The 14,679-nt window shown below is 72.0% G+C and carries 20 protein-coding genes; 11 read left to right on the forward strand and 9 right to left on the reverse strand.

Annotated elements, in window-relative coordinates; genetic code table 11:
* The first annotated feature begins 7 nt into the window (after positions 1 to 7).
* Positions 8 to 544 (forward strand): DUF6232 family protein, encoded by a 537-nt coding sequence (locus tag EDC02_RS01215; protein ID WP_148083297.1) that lies wholly within the window; start codon positions 8 to 10, stop codon positions 542 to 544.
* Positions 545 to 591: 47 nt separating this feature from the next.
* On the opposite strand, the gene EDC02_RS01220 is transcribed toward EDC02_RS01215, so the two are convergent.
* Entirely contained in the window at positions 592 to 1,473 is an 882-nt protein-coding gene (locus EDC02_RS01220; RefSeq protein ID WP_123600340.1) for a helix-turn-helix transcriptional regulator, read from the reverse strand.
* 267 nt (positions 1,474 to 1,740) lie between these two features.
* Between EDC02_RS01220 and EDC02_RS01225 the strand changes: the two genes are divergently transcribed.
* Complete coding sequence (locus tag EDC02_RS01225; protein ID WP_370461408.1) at positions 1,741 to 1,956, forward strand: DUF397 domain-containing protein; 216 nt, start codon at positions 1,741 to 1,743, stop codon at positions 1,954 to 1,956.
* Positions 1,957 to 2,082: 126 nt separating this feature from the next.
* On the opposite strand, the gene EDC02_RS01230 is transcribed toward EDC02_RS01225, so the two are convergent.
* Together EDC02_RS01230 and EDC02_RS01235 are read right to left on the reverse strand one after the other, a co-directional pair.
* Positions 2,083 to 2,412 carry a DUF3817 domain-containing protein gene (locus tag EDC02_RS01230; protein WP_123600341.1) on the reverse strand — a complete coding sequence of 110 codons (330 nt, stop codon included), beginning with the start codon at positions 2,410 to 2,412 and terminating at the stop codon, positions 2,083 to 2,085.
* Positions 2,413 to 2,437: 25 nt separating this feature from the next.
* Positions 2,438 to 2,881 (reverse strand): hypothetical protein, encoded by a 444-nt coding sequence (locus tag EDC02_RS01235; protein WP_123600342.1) that lies wholly within the window; start codon positions 2,879 to 2,881, stop codon positions 2,438 to 2,440.
* A 152-nt stretch (positions 2,882 to 3,033) separates the two neighbouring features.
* Here EDC02_RS01235 and EDC02_RS41205 point away from each other — a divergent pair, with 152 nt between their 5' ends.
* Complete coding sequence (locus EDC02_RS41205; protein ID WP_233605684.1) at positions 3,034 to 3,390, forward strand: DUF6158 family protein; 357 nt, start codon at positions 3,034 to 3,036, stop codon at positions 3,388 to 3,390.
* Positions 3,391 to 3,393: 3 nt separating this feature from the next.
* Positions 3,394 to 3,723 carry a hypothetical protein gene (locus EDC02_RS01245; RefSeq protein WP_123600343.1) on the forward strand — a complete coding sequence of 110 codons (330 nt, stop codon included), beginning with the start codon at positions 3,394 to 3,396 and terminating at the stop codon, positions 3,721 to 3,723.
* A gap of 3 nt (positions 3,724 to 3,726) precedes the next feature.
* Here the strand turns inward: EDC02_RS01245 and EDC02_RS01250 are convergent, their stop codons facing one another.
* Both EDC02_RS01250 and EDC02_RS01255 read right to left on the reverse strand, forming a co-directional pair.
* Positions 3,727 to 3,930 (reverse strand): hypothetical protein, encoded by a 204-nt coding sequence (locus tag EDC02_RS01250; protein WP_123600344.1) that lies wholly within the window; start codon positions 3,928 to 3,930, stop codon positions 3,727 to 3,729.
* A 6-nt stretch (positions 3,931 to 3,936) separates the two neighbouring features.
* Positions 3,937 to 4,149, reverse strand: coding sequence for a hypothetical protein (locus EDC02_RS01255; protein ID WP_123600345.1), 213 nt, complete (start codon positions 4,147 to 4,149; stop codon positions 3,937 to 3,939).
* 141 nt (positions 4,150 to 4,290) lie between these two features.
* On the opposite strand from EDC02_RS01255, the gene EDC02_RS01260 reads away from it, so the two are divergent.
* On the forward strand, positions 4,291 to 4,581 hold the full coding sequence (locus tag EDC02_RS01260; protein ID WP_123600346.1) for a GlsB/YeaQ/YmgE family stress response membrane protein: 291 nt from the start codon (positions 4,291 to 4,293) through the stop codon (positions 4,579 to 4,581).
* 139 nt (positions 4,582 to 4,720) lie between these two features.
* On the opposite strand, the gene EDC02_RS01265 is transcribed toward EDC02_RS01260, so the two are convergent.
* Complete coding sequence (locus EDC02_RS01265; protein WP_123600347.1) at positions 4,721 to 5,806, reverse strand: 3-deoxy-7-phosphoheptulonate synthase; 1,086 nt, start codon at positions 5,804 to 5,806, stop codon at positions 4,721 to 4,723.
* A gap of 353 nt (positions 5,807 to 6,159) precedes the next feature.
* Here EDC02_RS01265 and EDC02_RS01270 point away from each other — a divergent pair, with 353 nt between their 5' ends.
* The 4 genes from EDC02_RS01270 (at position 6,160) to EDC02_RS01285 (ending at position 10,352) form a co-directional block, all read left to right on the forward strand.
* Entirely contained in the window at positions 6,160 to 7,314 is a 1,155-nt protein-coding gene (locus tag EDC02_RS01270) for an alkaline phosphatase PhoX (protein ID WP_123604386.1), read from the forward strand.
* 56 nt (positions 7,315 to 7,370) lie between these two features.
* The gene (locus EDC02_RS01275) at positions 7,371 to 7,616 is read left to right on the forward strand and encodes a hypothetical protein (RefSeq protein WP_148083298.1); all 246 of its coding nucleotides are present in this window, start codon (positions 7,371 to 7,373) and stop codon (positions 7,614 to 7,616) included.
* Positions 7,617 to 7,719: 103 nt separating this feature from the next.
* A complete protein-coding gene (locus tag EDC02_RS01280; RefSeq protein WP_123600349.1) occupies positions 7,720 to 9,012 on the forward strand; it encodes a pitrilysin family protein in 1,293 nt (430 codons plus the stop codon).
* On the forward strand, positions 9,009 to 10,352 hold the full coding sequence (locus tag EDC02_RS01285) for a pitrilysin family protein (protein ID WP_123600350.1): 1,344 nt from the start codon (positions 9,009 to 9,011) through the stop codon (positions 10,350 to 10,352). The genes EDC02_RS01280 and EDC02_RS01285 overlap by 4 nt, the downstream gene beginning before the upstream one ends.
* Before the next feature lie 52 nt (positions 10,353 to 10,404).
* Here the strand turns inward: EDC02_RS01285 and EDC02_RS01290 are convergent, their stop codons facing one another.
* The 3 genes from EDC02_RS01290 to EDC02_RS01300 form a co-directional block, all read right to left on the reverse strand.
* The gene (locus EDC02_RS01290; RefSeq protein ID WP_123600351.1) at positions 10,405 to 11,469 is read right to left on the reverse strand and encodes a hypothetical protein; all 1,065 of its coding nucleotides are present in this window, start codon (positions 11,467 to 11,469) and stop codon (positions 10,405 to 10,407) included.
* On the reverse strand, positions 11,466 to 11,942 hold the full coding sequence (locus EDC02_RS01295; RefSeq protein WP_123600352.1) for a PadR family transcriptional regulator: 477 nt from the start codon (positions 11,940 to 11,942) through the stop codon (positions 11,466 to 11,468). The genes EDC02_RS01290 and EDC02_RS01295 overlap by 4 nt, the downstream gene beginning before the upstream one ends.
* Positions 11,943 to 12,373: 431 nt before the next feature.
* Positions 12,374 to 12,769 (reverse strand): hypothetical protein, encoded by a 396-nt coding sequence (locus EDC02_RS01300; protein ID WP_123600353.1) that lies wholly within the window; start codon positions 12,767 to 12,769, stop codon positions 12,374 to 12,376.
* 127 nt (positions 12,770 to 12,896) lie between these two features.
* Here EDC02_RS01300 and EDC02_RS01305 point away from each other — a divergent pair, with 127 nt between their 5' ends.
* Entirely contained in the window at positions 12,897 to 13,523 is a 627-nt protein-coding gene (locus EDC02_RS01305) for a GNAT family N-acetyltransferase (protein WP_123600354.1), read from the forward strand.
* Positions 13,524 to 13,648: 125 nt separating this feature from the next.
* Positions 13,649 to 14,674, forward strand: a complete 1,026-nt coding sequence (locus EDC02_RS01310) for an aspartate-semialdehyde dehydrogenase (RefSeq protein WP_123600355.1) — start codon at positions 13,649 to 13,651, stop codon at positions 14,672 to 14,674.
* Positions 14,675 to 14,679: the final 5 nt, after the last annotated feature.

The following is a 14,679-nucleotide window of genomic DNA, read 5'->3' on the forward strand; positions in this document are numbered from 1 at the left end:
GGCAGCTATGCGTGCTACTCGCCAGACCCCACCCCGACGCGGTTCCCCGGCGCCCGCCCCGTCCGGCTCCAGTGTCGGACGGACCTTCTACCGGCAGCCCGGTATCTGCGTGACCGGTGAATGGTTCGTCGTGGCCGGCCGGCGGTTCGCCGTCCGCGACCTCACCGAACTCCGGACCGCACGAGGCGCCCGTGACCGGCTCACCGGCCGGGTGATCGCGGTGACCGCCGTGACCCTGGTGGTGGTCGCGGTGACCGTCGGCTACACCCGAGGGTTGGACGAGGTCAGCGCGGGTGCCTACCTCGCCATGCTGGCGGCCGCGTTCGTGCCGGTGTCGGTCGCCTGGCTCGGTGACCGGTTGCGGCCACGGGCGTACGAACTCTGGGGCCGTCACCAGGGACTGCTGGTGCTGCTGTTCAGCACCGACGACGAACGCCAGTACGGCCAGGTGAGCCGGGCGTTGATGCGGGCCCGGGAGATGTCCCGGCTGGCCGGTCTGTCCGAGCCGGTCACCATCGAACCGTGGGTGCCCGACCAGCGGTGAGCGGGCCCGACCGCCGCGGCGGTCGTCGGCGGGCTGGTCGACGTCGATCAGCCCGCGTCCGGTCCGTCCAGCCGACGGGCGAGGTCGTGCAGCATCGCCACCGAGTCGGCCGGCGACAGGGATTCCGCCCGTAGCCGGTCGAAGACATGCTGGTAGGGCCGGACCTCGTCGGCCCGGTCGATGACCTCCTCGACCAGAGCGCTCTCCACGTACACCACGTCGGCGTCGGCCTGGTCGGCGAAGTGCAGGATGACGAACGGACCGAGCACCGTGTTGCTCCCGGCGGTGAACGGCAGCACCCGGACCGTGACGTGAGGCGCCGCGGACATCTTCGCCACGTGCTGGAGCTGCTCACGCAGCACCCGCGGGCCGCCGGTCATCCGGCGCAGCGCCGCCTCGTCGATGATCACCTCGATCTGCGGCGGATCCGCGCCGAACAGCACCTCGTGCTGGCGGGCCAGCCGGATCTGCACCCGTCCTTCGATCTCGGCCGCCGGTACGTGGTGCGGGCCGTCGGCCGGGATCACCGCGCGGGCGTACTCCTCGGTCTGCAGCAGGCCGGGGAAGCTGATCGGCTGGAAGTAGCGCAGTGCCGACGCCTCCGCCTCCAGGCCGATGTAGGCCGCGTAGGCGGCCGGCACCCGGTCCTTGTATCCGCTCCACCAGGCGCGCCGTCGTGCCGCCCGGGCCAACTCGACGAGATCCTGCACCTGCTGCTGGTCGCGTACGCCGTACAGGTCCAGCAGAGCCTTGACGTCGTTGGTCGAGATGCTGACCGACCCCGACTCGATCCGGATCAGCTTCGACAGCGACCAGTCCATTTGAGCGGCGACGTGGTCCTGGGTCAGCGCGGCGGCCTCGCGTGCCCGGCGTAGCGCCGCACGCAGCCGGCGACGCCCGATGGTCGGGCCCTGGTGTCGGGCAGGCATGGGAACGCTCCGGGGAGAGTGCCTAGCAGAGTGCCACCTGGCTGGTTGCCACCCTGTTGCACGCTACACCGCCGCCGTCAGGTCTGCTAAGGACGGCTGGCCCCTCCGCATGGACGGCCGGCCACTCCGCGTGGTCCGGACGGCGGTTCCGCCGATTTTCCCGGTGTCGCCCAGTCGCGTCGGCAAGATCGGGAACTGGTACAGTCCGCCCGATTGCCTGCGTACTCTGATGGCAAATCTACCGATTTATCCTATTAAGGAGTCTGGGTGACTGTGATCAGCACTGCCGGTCCGGCGTGGCGTAAGAGCCGCCGCTGCGAGGCGACGACCTGCGTCGAGGTAGCCGAGATCGGCCCGGCGGTCGGAGTGCGCAACTCCACCGACCCCGGAGTACACCTGGAATTCTCGGCGGCCGCCTGGTCGGCGTTCGTCGCCGGGCTGCCCGGTGCGCCGACCAGCGCCGGCGGCCACACCACGGGTTGATCCGACGCCGCACGAGGCCCGGGTCCACGGCCGTCGACAATGTCGGCCGTACGCCCCGGCCGGGTCGGCCCGACAACGGTGCCGGCCCGGCCGGGGCGCCGTCAGCCAGTCACCGCCCGCCCGGGGTCAGCCGGTGAACACCTTGTCCGGCTCGGTACGCGGCTGCACGCCCGCCCAGCGGCTGACCACCCGCTCGGCGTAGAACGACACGAACGGCACCGTGCCGGCCAGCATGATCGCCAGGATCCGGCCGAGCGACCAGTTGGCCCGCCGGGCCAGGTCGAACACGGCGACCAGATAGACCATGTAGAGGAACCCGTGCGCCGGCCCGATCGTCTCGACCACGACGGCCTGGTCGAACAGGTACTTCAACGGCATGCCGATCACCATCAGCAGGATCAGCACCACGCCGACCACGTACGCGATCAGTCGGTACCGGGTGAGTGCGCCTGACACTGTCGTCCGTCCTTCTCTCTTCCGGTCAGCCCGGGTAGTCGCCGGCCCTGGCGTGCGGGTTCGCGTTCAGCCAGGCCAGGTAGTCGTTGTAGGCGGCCAACTCCGGGTCGTCCGGGCCGGGGGTGGCGGTCACGCCAGGGGCAGACCGGACCCGTACCGGCCGGCCGAACGCCTCCTCCCGCGACGGCGCGTTTTCCGGCGACCCGCTCTGCGGCGACGGCGACCCGTGGTTCGGGCCGGGTAGGGAGTCCGGGCCGGGTACGGACCGGCGGGCCAGCCGCATCTCGCGGACCCAGATGAACACCACGAACGCCGCGAAAACCGGCCATTCCACCGCGTACGCCCAGCTCAGCGTGTTGCCGGCGGCGGCCCGGCTGATCTGCCACCAGCCGAGCGCGAGGAAGCCCACCACCAGCGCCACCGCCGCCAGGTGCCGCAGGATCCACGCCGGGGTCCACAGCTGCCGCATGCAGGGAAGCGTACCGGCCGGTCGTCGGCTTCTCCGACGAGCCGTCGTAGTCAGGTGCGCGGCCGCCCGGAAGCCGGCCGCCCGGTGTTTGCCGCCGGCCGGCAGGGGAACCCTACGACGGTAATGCCTCGTCGACTCCCCGGAGGCCGGAGATGACGGATTCAGCGCGGTACGGCAGCTACTCCCCGGCGGCGGCCGGTCGGCCCTTCGAACCCCGGCCGGACCATCCGCCCGGTGCCACCCGACCCTGGTCGGCCCCGACCGAGCCGGGTGCCGAGACCTGGGTCGACACGGTCGACGAAACCGGGATCGACCCGGTCGAGCTGGCCGACGACGAACTGCTCCGCGAGATCGGCAGCCTGCACCGGACCCGGCTGGACACGCTGCGGCACGGCACCGACGCGGCGCTGGCCAACCATCTGCACCGCACCGCCGACCTGGAGACCGAGTACCTCACCCGGCACCCGGGCCGGGAGGTCGAGGCCGCCCGGTTGCGGGACGGGGGCTGAGTCGTGCCCGCCTACGCCGAGCGCGGTGTCTCCGCGCCCCCTGAGGTGGCGTTCGGCACCGCGACCGACCCCGACCGCCGGGCCGCCTGGCTGCCAGGGCCGCTGCGCCAGGTGCCGGCGGAACCCGCCCACGGCGACCACCTGCAGGCCCGGTGGTCGACCGCGGGTGGCCCGTGGGCGGCCGTTGTGCAGGTGTACCCGGTGCAGGCGGGCGGCGCCATGCTCCGCCTGGAACTGGACTCCGACCTGCCGCACGAGCAGCTGACCCGACTCGCCGACGAGACGCTGACCAGCCTGGTCCGGGCGGTCACCGACAATCTCAACGCCGGTTGACCGTCAGTCGGCGGTGAACCCGGGCTTCTCCATCCCGGACCAGCCGCGGGGCGTTTCCGGCTCCCGGTCCCGGTCGGTTCCTTCGATGATGTCGTGGGAGACCGCCGTGTCGTCGTGCTCGCCGGCGAAGTCCGGGTCGTCCTCGGGCGGCTGGCCGTCCGGGGTCTGGCCGAGTGCGGCGGCCGGCCGGTTCTGATGCTCGTCCATCGGTGATCAGGCACCTTCCGTGGAGGAGTGCAGGACCTCTTCCGCCTCGTCCTGGGCGTATTCGCCTTCCGGCAGGGCGTTGATCCTGGTCAGCAGGTGAGCGGGTAGCTCGGCGGCGACCGCCCGACGGGCGATCTCGGCCCGGCTCACACGTTCCTTGCCGAGGTAGATGTCGTCGAGTAGCGCGTACAGCTCGGCACGGCCCGTCTCATCGGTCACCTCCGCCTGCTACCCCGCACGCGGCATGGCAAACGACGGTCCACGTACCGACCCGTACCGCCGGTTTCATCCTGCCGACCGTCGGCGTTCCGCCCTCCAGGTCCGATCCAGGCACCTACGCTCGGGCCAGGAGGTGGACTCATGATCGGCACCATTCTGTGGGCGCTCGTCGCCGGCGCGATCATCGGCGCTCTGGGACGTCTGCTGCTACCCGGGCGGCAGAACATCTCGGTCTGGCTGACCATCGGCGTCGGAATCGCCGCCGCCCTGCTCGGCGGGGTGATCGCCGCCTGGCTGGGCATCGGCGAGACCGCCGGGATCGACTGGCTGCGACACGCGATCCAGGTCGCGCTGGCGGTGTTCTTCGTCTGGATCGCCGCCCGGGTGGCCGGCCACCGGCCGACCGACGCCCCGGGTCGCGCCACCCGCTGACCGACGCCCCGGGTCGCGCCACCCGCTGACCGACGCCCCGGGTCGCGCCACCCGCTGACCACGCGCCCGGCGACCGGCCACCCCTTGGGCTCGGCCCGGGGCCGGCCGTCGCGCCGTGGTCAGCGCCGAGCGCTGCGGGCTACCGCTGCGTGGCGGCCAGCGCCGCCCGGCGGTCCCCGACCGCTGTCGCCAGCCGCCCCAGCACCTGGGCGGTCTGGTCCCAACCCAGGCAGGCGTCGGTGATCGACTGTCCGTGCACCAGATCCCTGGTCGGGTCCAGATCCTGCCGGCCGGCGACCAGGAACGACTCCAGCATCACCCCGACGATGCCCCGTTGCCCGGCGCCGAGCTGCCCGGCGACGTCCTCGACGACCAGCGGCTGCCGGCGGTGGTCCTTGCCGCTGTTGCCGTGGCTGGCATCGATGACCAGCCGCTGCGGCAGTCCGGCGGCCCGCAGCAGGTCCAGCGCGGCGGCCACCGACGTGGCGTCGTAGTTGGGCTCACCGGCACCGCCGCGCAACACCAGGTGGCAGTCGGCGTTGCCCCGGGTGTGCAGGATCGCCGGCGTCCCGGACATGTCGATGCCGGGGAAGACATGCGGCACGGCGGCGGCCTGGATGGCGTCCACTGCGGTGGCGACGCTGCCGTCCGGGCGGTTCTTCATGCCGATCGGCATGGACAGCCCGGAGGACAGCTGCCGGTGCACCTGGCTCTCCACGGTGCGGGCACCGATCGCCCCCCAGGCCACCGCGTCGGCGATGTACTGCGGGGTGATCGGGTCGAGGAACTCGCAACCCACCGGCAGCCCGGCCCGCAGCACCTCGAGCAGCAGCGAGCGGGCGATCCGCAGCCCGGAGTTGACGTCCCCGGATCCGTCCAGGCCCGGGTCGTTGATCAGACCCTTCCAGCCGACCGTGGACCGCGGCTTCTCGAAGTACACCCGCATCACGATCAACAGGTCGTCGGCGTGCCGTTGCGCGGCGGCGGCGAGCAGGTGCGCGTACTCCAGGGCGGCGGCCGGGTCGTGCACCGAACATGGGCCGACCACGACCAGCAGCCGGTCGTCCTGTCCGTCGAGCACGCCGGCGACGGCTCGTCGGCCGTCCAGCACCCGCGCGGTGAGCTGGTCGTCGAGGGGCAGCTCGTGGTGCAGTAGGGCCGGGGTGGTGAGCGGCACGACCCGGTCGATGCGCTGATCGGCGACGCGGCCGATGGAGGTGCTCATGTGGTGTCGGTTCCTTCCGCCAGCCTCCCTGGGGAGCCGGCGCCCCCAGCCGAGCCGGCTGCTCGTTGGCATACGAAAGGGCAGGGGGCTCGATGCCCGCTGCCCTTGGCCGGCTCTGGTGGGGTGACGTCAGGTCAAGGCTGAGCCACCGGCACCAGGGCCGGCTGCCTAAACCATCGATACGTGCGCGTCACGACGCACACTGTACCGGATCGGCCGCTGAGTGCCACCCCCTGCCGGGTGCCACCACCGGACTTCGGCCGGTCCTCGCCACCCGTTAACCCCGGTCGACATCCGTGGCCACCAGCGCCATCTAGCTTCATCGATTGCCACGAGCATCGATGGAGGTCGAGATGGATCGTCGTAGCGTACTGCGTGCCACGGTGGTCGGCGCTGGTGCCGCCGCCTTCTCCGGCAGTCTCTGGACCGGCGCCTTCGCCGCACCGGCGCAACCTGGCGCCAGCCCGTACGGGCCACTCGGCAGCCCCGACGCCAACGGCATCGCACTACCCGCCGGCTTCACCAGCCGGGTCGTGGCCCGGTCCCGGCAGCGGGTCGGCGACACCTCGTACGTCTGGCACGACGCACCGGACGGCGGTGCCTGCTTCGCCGCCGGGACCGGCTGGGTGTACGTCTCCAACTCGGAGATCTCCCGCACCGGCGGCGCCTCGGCGATCCGGTTCGACGCCAGCGGCGACGTCGTCTCGGCGTACCGGATCCTGGCGAACACCAACCGCAACTGCGCCGGTGGCGCCATGCCCTGGGGCACCTGGCTCTCCTGCGAGGAGGTGGCCCGCGGGTACGTCTACGAGACGTACCCGCTGGGTGGCACCGGCGCGGTCCGGCGCCCGGCGATGGGCCGGTTCTGCCACGAGGCCGCCGCCGCCGACCCGGTCCGCGGCGTGATCTACCTGACCGAGGACGAGAGCAACGGCTGCTTCTACCGGTTCCGGCCGGACACCTGGGGCGACCTGTCCACCGGCACCCTGGAGGTGCTGGTGGCCGGCAGCGGCACCAGCGGGCCGGTCAGCTGGGCCCGGGTGCCGGACCCGGACGGCGGCCCGATCGCCACCCGCTTCCAGGTCTCCGGCGCGAAACGGTTCAACGGCGGCGAAGGATGCCACTACGCCGACGGCGTCTGCTGGTTCACCACCAAGGGCGACAACCGGGTCTGGGCGTACGACGCGGTCGGCCAGCGGATCGATCTGGCCTACGACGACTCGCTGGTCTCCGGCACTCCGCCGCTGACCGGCGTGGACAACATCGTCGGTACGCCGGGCGGTGACCTGTACGTCGCCGAGGACGGCGGCAACATGGAGATCTGCCTGATCACCCCGGACGAGCGGATTGCGCCGTTCCTGCGGATCAGCGGTCAGTCGTCGTCGGAGATCTGCGGTCCGGCGTTCGCCCCGGCCGGCGGCCGGCTGTACTTCTCGTCGCAGCGCGGCACCTCGGGGGCGTCCTCCGGCGGCATCACCTACGAGGTACGCGGCCCGTTCCGTTCCTGACCTGCGTGGAGGGCGGCATGCATGACTCGGCCGCCGCCCGGGTAACCAACCGGCCCATGAACACTGACACCGACGACGACCCGTTCACCGGCCCACCACCACCGGGCGCCGCCACCACGGGCCAGGCGGCAGCCGACGTCGAAACCGAGGCGGAGCGGATCGAATCGCGCGCCGGCCACCTGCTGCCGGAGGAGGAGGCGGCCGGCAGCGACGACCCGGTGCGGCAGGCCGCCGCCATTCTGGACGACTCCGACCGGCGCGAGCAGCCGCGTCCGCAGCCGGGCAGCGAGCCGCCCGGCTGACTCCGACGGCACCGGCTGATTCCGAAAGCGCCGGGCGGCGAGCGACGGCACCCGGCCGGCCCGGTGCGGCCGGCCGGGGCCCCGATCGGATAACGTCGGGCGCATGTCGCCCAACGGGTACCCCTGGCCGATCGAGACCACCCGGCTGGACAACGGCCTGCGGGTCGTCGTCAGCCCCGACTCCAGCGCACCGGTGGTCGCGGTCAATCTCTGGTACGACGTGGGCTCACGTCACGAGCCCGCCGGCCGGACCGGATTCGCCCACCTCTTCGAGCACCTGATGTTCGAGGGATCGGTCAACGTCGCCAAGACCGAGCACATGAAGTTGGTGCAGGGCGCGGGCGGCTCACTCAACGCCACCACCAACCCGGACCGGACCAACTACTTCGAGACCGTCCCCGCCGAGCATCTGGCCCTCGCACTGTGGCTGGAAGCCGACCGGATGGGCGGCCTGGTGCCGGCGCTGACCCAGGAGACGCTGGACAACCAGCGCGAGGTGGTCAAGAACGAGCGGCGGCAGCGCTACGACAACGTCCCGTACGGCGACGCCTGGCTGCGGCTGCTGCCCCTGCTCTACCCGCCGGGGCACCCGTACCACCACGCCACGATCGGCTCGATGGACGACCTGAACGCCGCCGACCTGGCCACCTTCCAGGCGTTCCACGAGATGTACTACGCGCCGAACAACGCGGTGCTGACCGTGGTCGGCGACACCGACGCCGACGAGGTGTTCAGCCTGGCGGACAAGTACTTCGGCGGGATCGCCGCGCGGGCCGACATCCCGCCGGCGCCGGACGGGCGTACGCCGGCGCCGCTGGCCGGCCCGGTCAGCGCGACGGTCACCGCCGACGTGCCGGCCGCCCGGCACTACCTCACCTACCGCACCCACCCGTTCGGGACCCCGGCCTACGACGCGGCGACCGTGCTCGGCACGGTGCTGGGCAGTGGCCGGGGCAGCCGGCTCTACCAACGGCTGGCCGACGGTGCCCGGATCGCGCAGCCCGACTACCTGGGCGCGTACGGCGTCGACCTGGCGCACGCGCCCGCGCCGCTGATCATCACGGCGACCGCCCAGCCGACGGTGACCGCCCAGCGGCTCGCCGACGGCCTGATCGAGGTGCTCGACGAGGTGGCCCGCGACGGCGTCACCGACGCTGAGGTCGACCGGGCCAAGGCGCTGCTCACCACCGGTTGGTGGCGTCAGGTCGCCAGCTTCGAGGGTCGGGCCGACACGCTCGGTCGCTACGCCACCCAGTTCGGTGACCCGGCCCGCGCCGGGGAGCGGCTGCCGGGCTGGCTGGCGGTCACCGCCGAGGCGGTCAACGACGAGGCCGCACACCTGTTGCGGCCGGACAACCGGGTCCAGCTCAGCTACCTGCCGGAGGGCGACCAGTGACGATCATCGCGCAGCGTCCCGGACCGGGCGCCGCCCGGCCGTACCGTTTCCCGGACGTGGTCCGGCGCAGCGTGGCCGGTGGCGAGATCGTCGCCGCCCATCTGCCCGGCCACCGGCTGGCGGTGGCGACCCTGCTGCTGGACGCCGGCGCCAGCCGGGAACCGGTCGGCAGGGAAGGGCTGGCCGGAGTGCTCGCCAAGGCACTCGAAGAGGGCACCGAGGCCCGGGACTCGGCCGCGTACGCCCTGGTCCTGGAAAGTCTCGGCACCGAGCTGTCGATCTCCGCCGACTGGGACTCGTTCCGGATCGGCGTGCAGGTCAGCACCGACCGGCTCGGCGCGGCCGTCGAACTGCTCACCGAGGCGGTCCGGACCCCCCGGCTGGATCCGTCCGATGTCGAACGGGTCCGCGACGACGAGGCGACTGCGCTGCGGATGTACTGGGCCAACCCGGGGCCCCGGGCCGAAGCCGCGCTGCGCGCCGACCTGTTCGGTGCCGATCAGCGGCACGGCCGGCCGATGAGCGGCGATCCCGAATCGGTGGCGGCGGTGACCGTGGCGGACGTCGTCGACTTCCACAGTGCCTGGTTCACCCGGCCCGGCACCCTGCTGGTCGCCGGCGACCTGGACCTGATCGACCTGGACGCGCTCGGCGTGGCCGCCTTCGCCGGGGCGACCGGATCGCCGTCGCAGCCCGGACCGCCGCTGCCGGTCACCTTGCGGGACCATCGGCGGATCATCCTGGTCGACCGGCCGGGCGCGGTGCAGTCCACGTTGCGGCTCGGCCACCCGGCGCCGCACCGGGCCCACCCCGACTACGTGCCGATGACCCTGGCCAGCACCGTCCTCGGTGGAGCCTTCACGTCCCGGCTCAACCACCTGATCCGCGAGGTACGCGGCTACACGTACGGCATCCGGTCGGACTTCGGGATGTCCCGCCGGTTCGGGCGCTTCGCGGTCAGCTCCAGTGTGCAGACCGGGGTCACCGCGCCCGCCCTGATCGACTCGGTCGGTGAGGTGTCCCGTACCCAGGCCGACGGGGTGACCGAGGAGGAGTTGGCGGTGGCCCGGTCGTGGCGCGCCGGCCAGCTCTCGGTCGAGCTGCAGACCCCGCCAGCGATCGCCAGCGCCCTGGCGACCCTGGTCGTGCACGGGCTGCCCGACGACTACCACGCCCGGCTGCGCGACGAGCTGCTGTCGGCGACGGTCGAGCAGGTCTCCGTCGCCGCCGCCACCCACCTGCAGGCCGAAGGGCTGACCCTGGTGGTGGAGGGCGACGCGGCGAAGATCCGCGACGAACTGACCGCCTCCGGACTGGGGGAGCTGCACGACGCCGACTGATCCTCGCCGGGCGGGGCAGGTTGCCGTGGGTGCTGCTGTCGGGGTGCCAGGCTTAGCGCCGTCGCAGCAGGCGCAGGGTGCCGAGCAGGTACACGCCCGCGTACCACGCCGACCCGAGGGCGGCAGGCAGGGCGACACCGTACGCCGCCCAGTAGTGGCCCTGGGCGGACCAGGCCAGGAACGCGCTGACCGTGAGGCTGAGCCCGGCGAGGCTGCCGATCAGCATGGCGGGTGCGGTGCGCCAGAACGGGACGCGTCGCTGAGGTTCGTGGTCGGCGAGCTCCCGGGCGTACTCCTCGACCGGACCGAACTCGCTGTCCGGGATGGTCCCCGGGGCCGCGACAAGGTGGTTGCGGGCCTGCCGGGCCAACTCGCCGGCCCGTTGCGGGGTGAGGTCGTAGCGGCCGACCAGCAGGCCGGTGAGCCGGCGGAACCACGCGTCCACGTCCGCTTCGTCGTTGTCGTGCCCCGCCGTACGCGGGGTGGGCGGGGTGTGCACGATCGGCTGACGCGGCTTGGCCGGCCCGCGTAGCTGCCACAGCAGTACCAGCAGCGACACCCCGGCGAGAGCGAAGACCGGAACGCGGAACACCGGCTCGCGGGGCAGCGCGAAGAACGCCGTCACGGCGAGCCCGGCCAGCAGTGCGACCAGGGCGAACGACGCGGTGGCCAGCCGTGGCCGGCCGGCGGCGCGCAGCGCGCCCGGTACGCCGCGGACGACGAACACCGCCAGACCGAGGAGGGCCGTCCCGGTCGACACCGCCGGGTTGGCCGGGAAGCTGAGGGTCTGTTCCAGTACGGCGTAGAACAGCGACCCACCGAGCCCGATCAGCCCCAGGCTCATCAGGCCGCCGGACAGGTAGTCGCCCGGGGTCAGGCCGTTGCGGTCCGGGTTCTCGCGTAGGTGTGCCGGCTGCTCCGCCGCCGCGACCAGGGCGAACTCCTCAGGGGACCCGAACGCGTCGTACGGGCTCTGACCGGTGTACGCGCAGTGTGCCTGCACATCGGCGATGATCGGGTTCGCCAGGTGGTACCCGACACCCCGGTCGCTCAGCGCGAACCGGGCGGGAATCTCCCACCGCTCGAAGGGTTCTGCCGTCGCGGTCGGTTCTGTCATGTCGGTCGTCCTCCCCAGTCGCTGTCCTGCGTCAGGTGTTGCTGGTCGTCACTGCCACCGCCATTGCCACTGCTGCTGCTTCCGCCATCGCTGCCGCTGCTGCTGCTGCCGCTGCCGCTTCCGCTGCCGTTGTCGTTGCTGGTCGCTGTGAGCAGCCGGTCGAACGCGTCGGTGAACTCGCCCCATCGGGTGCGTTCGTCCGCCAGCCGCTGTCGACCGGCCTCGGTGATCGCGTAGACCTTCCGGCCCGGGCCGCCTTCGCCCGGCAGCCAGTCGGAGCGCACCGCCGCTTCGGACTCCAGCCGGTTCAGCACCGGGTAGAGCGCGCCGCCCCGGATCGGGCCGAGCCCGAACTCGGCGAGCCGCTGTGCCAGCGCATACCCGTGCCGGTCGCCTTCGGTGAGCGCGGCCATGATCGCCAGACCGAGTCCGGCCCGGATCCAGTTCGCGGCCGGATCGGTCGCGCCGCCCATCGCGTACCTCCCTGCTCTGACTAGTTCGCATCCGGATGTAAGTCGCTTCTCAACTAGCTGTATCTCAGACTAGTTCAGGTGCGCAACCGCCGACAACCACCACCCGCACCCCGAGCCCGCACCTACCTACACCCCGTGATCTAGAAGGATCTGGCCGGTATATCGACCACGATCCTTCTAGATCGCGTCCGTCAGGGCCGCCAGGTCCGCGCCGGCCGTCTGGTATGTCCGGTTAGGCGGTTAACGTGTTGGCTTTCCTGTCGAGGCGTCCTATGGTTGCCGGATGATCATTCCTGCGCAGCGCGACGGAGCCGTGACTGTCACGGCTCCGATCGGCGTGCGCACCGTCGTGCCGGGCGCCGTCGTGCCTGGTGCCGTCGTGCCGGGCGCCGTCGTGCCCGGTGCGGCTGGCCGGCCGGGCCTGCCGCGCCCTACCGGCAGGGGTCCTCCGGACGGCCGTCGCACCACCACGACGACGGCCACCAGGGGCGAAGCGGATCAGCTTCGGCCCTTTTTCTATTGAGGGAGACCCGATGGGCACCGAACTGCACGGCACCCGCAGCAACGAGTGGATCGAACAGGCACGGGTGCAACTGGCCGACCAGTTGGACACACACCGGGCACAGCTGACCGAACTCACCGCCGACACCGGCGACCCGGGCGAAGCGCACACCCGGACCGCGCTGGTCGTCGCCGCCCGGCGCGGCTACGACCAGACCGTCGAGGCGCTGAACCGGATCGCCGAGGGTCGCTACGGCCGCTGCGACCGATGCGGCGGGGGAACGGCTGGAAATCCTGCCGCACGCCCGGTACTGCGTGCCCTGCACACGCTGACGTCGCCTTGCCCGCCTACCGGCTCGCGGTCGGTAGGCGGGCAAATACATTCGAACCCGCGACGGTGTGTCGTCCGTTGTACCCAGGTGTCCGCAATGTGCCGCAGAGAGGCGAGCGCTGATGCCCCAGCTCCACACGTCGGTGATGATCCGGTACGCGACCTACACCGATACCCCGCAAGTGGCCAAGACACTGGTGGAGGCATTTCTGGACACCCCGGAGTCGTCCTGGCTGATCCCGGACCCGGTCGCCCGTCGCCGGGTCTACCAGCGGTTCTGCCCGGCGTTGATCGACTACGGGCTGCGCCAGGGCAGCATCTACCGGACCGAGGACTACAGCGCGGTGGCGGTGTGGCGCCCGTGCAGCCTGATCCTGCCGAACCCGGTCGAGTACGAGCAGCTGCTCGACGACACCTGCGGTGAGTACGCCTACCGGTTCCGGCTGCTGGACAACGCACTCGCCGAACGACACCCGGTGGGCGAGCACCACTACCTGGCGTACCTCGGGGTCGCTCCGGACCGGCAGGGCTACGGCCTCGGTACGGCGTTGCTGAACCACCGGCACGCCATCTTCGACACCGCCGGCAGCGCCGCCTACGTGGTGGCCAGCAGCCCCGGGGCCCGTGATCTGTACGCCCGGCTCGGCTACCGGCTCACCGCCACGGCCCCGTTCCATCTGCCCGACGGCGGTCCGCTGCTCTGGCCGATGTGGCGGCAGCCGCAGCTGGCCCGCCGGTACCTGAACTGACCGCGCGTACCTGAACTGATCGGGCGGGGGTACGCCGACGGGTCGGAAGGTGACGCCGGACAACTCGGTTCCGTCCCGGCCCGGCCCGTCGGTAACCTTCGCAGCATGAGGATCGGGGTTGCGACATGAGGATCGGAATTGTCGGCGCGACCGGGCAGGTCGGTGGCGTCATGCGGCAGGTGCTGGAGCAGCGGGCGGTGCCCGTCGACGAGTTGCGGTTGTTCGCCTCGGCCCGCTCGGCCGGTCGGACCCTGCCGTGGCGCGGCAGCGGGATCGTCGTCGAGGACGCCGCCACCGCCGACTACCGCGGCTTGGACATCGCGCTCTTTTCCGCCGGCAAGGCCACGTCGAAGGAGTTGGCGCCCCGGGTCGCGGCGGCCGGCGCCGTGGTGGTCGACAACTCGTCGGCCTGGCGGATGGATCCCGACGTACCGCTGGTGGTCGCCGAGGTGAACCCGCAGGCCGCCGCCGACCGCCCGAAGGGCATCATCGCCAACCCGAACTGCACCACGATGGCGGCGATGCCGGTGCTGCGTCCGCTGCACGACGAGGCCGGCCTGGTCAGCCTGGTCGTCTCGACCTACCAGGCGGTCTCCGGTGCCGGCCTGGCCGGCGTCGCCGAGCTGGACGAGCAGGTCCGCAAGGTGGCCGAGGGCGCGGCGGCGCTGACCTTCGACGGCGGCGCGGTGGAGTTCCCGGCGCCCCGGTCATTCGCCGCGCCGATCGCGTTCAACGTGCTGCCGCTGGCCGGCTCGATCGTCGACGACGGCTCCGACGAGACCGACGAGGAGCAGAAGCTGCGCAACGAGAGTCGCAAGATTCTCGGCATCCCTGAGCTGCGGGTGAGTGGGACCTGCGTCCGGGTGCCGGTGTTCACCGGCCACTCGCTGCAGATCAACGCCCGGTTCGCCCGGCCGATCGACCCGCGGCGGGCGGCTGAGCTGCTGGCCGACGCGCCCGGCGTGGCACCGTCCGACGTGCCGACGCCGCTGCAGGCCGCCGGCCAGGACCCGACGTACGTCGGCCGGATCCGGGTCGACGAGACCGTCGAGCACGGCCTCGCGCTGTTCTGCGCCAACGACAACCTGCGCAAGGGCGCCGCCCTGAACGCGGTGCAGATCGCCGAGTTGCTGATCGCCACGGCGGCCTGAGCCAG

It is taken from the genome of Micromonospora sp. Llam0 (assembly GCF_003751085.1).
GTDB lineage: Bacteria > Actinomycetota > Actinomycetes > Mycobacteriales > Micromonosporaceae > Micromonospora_E.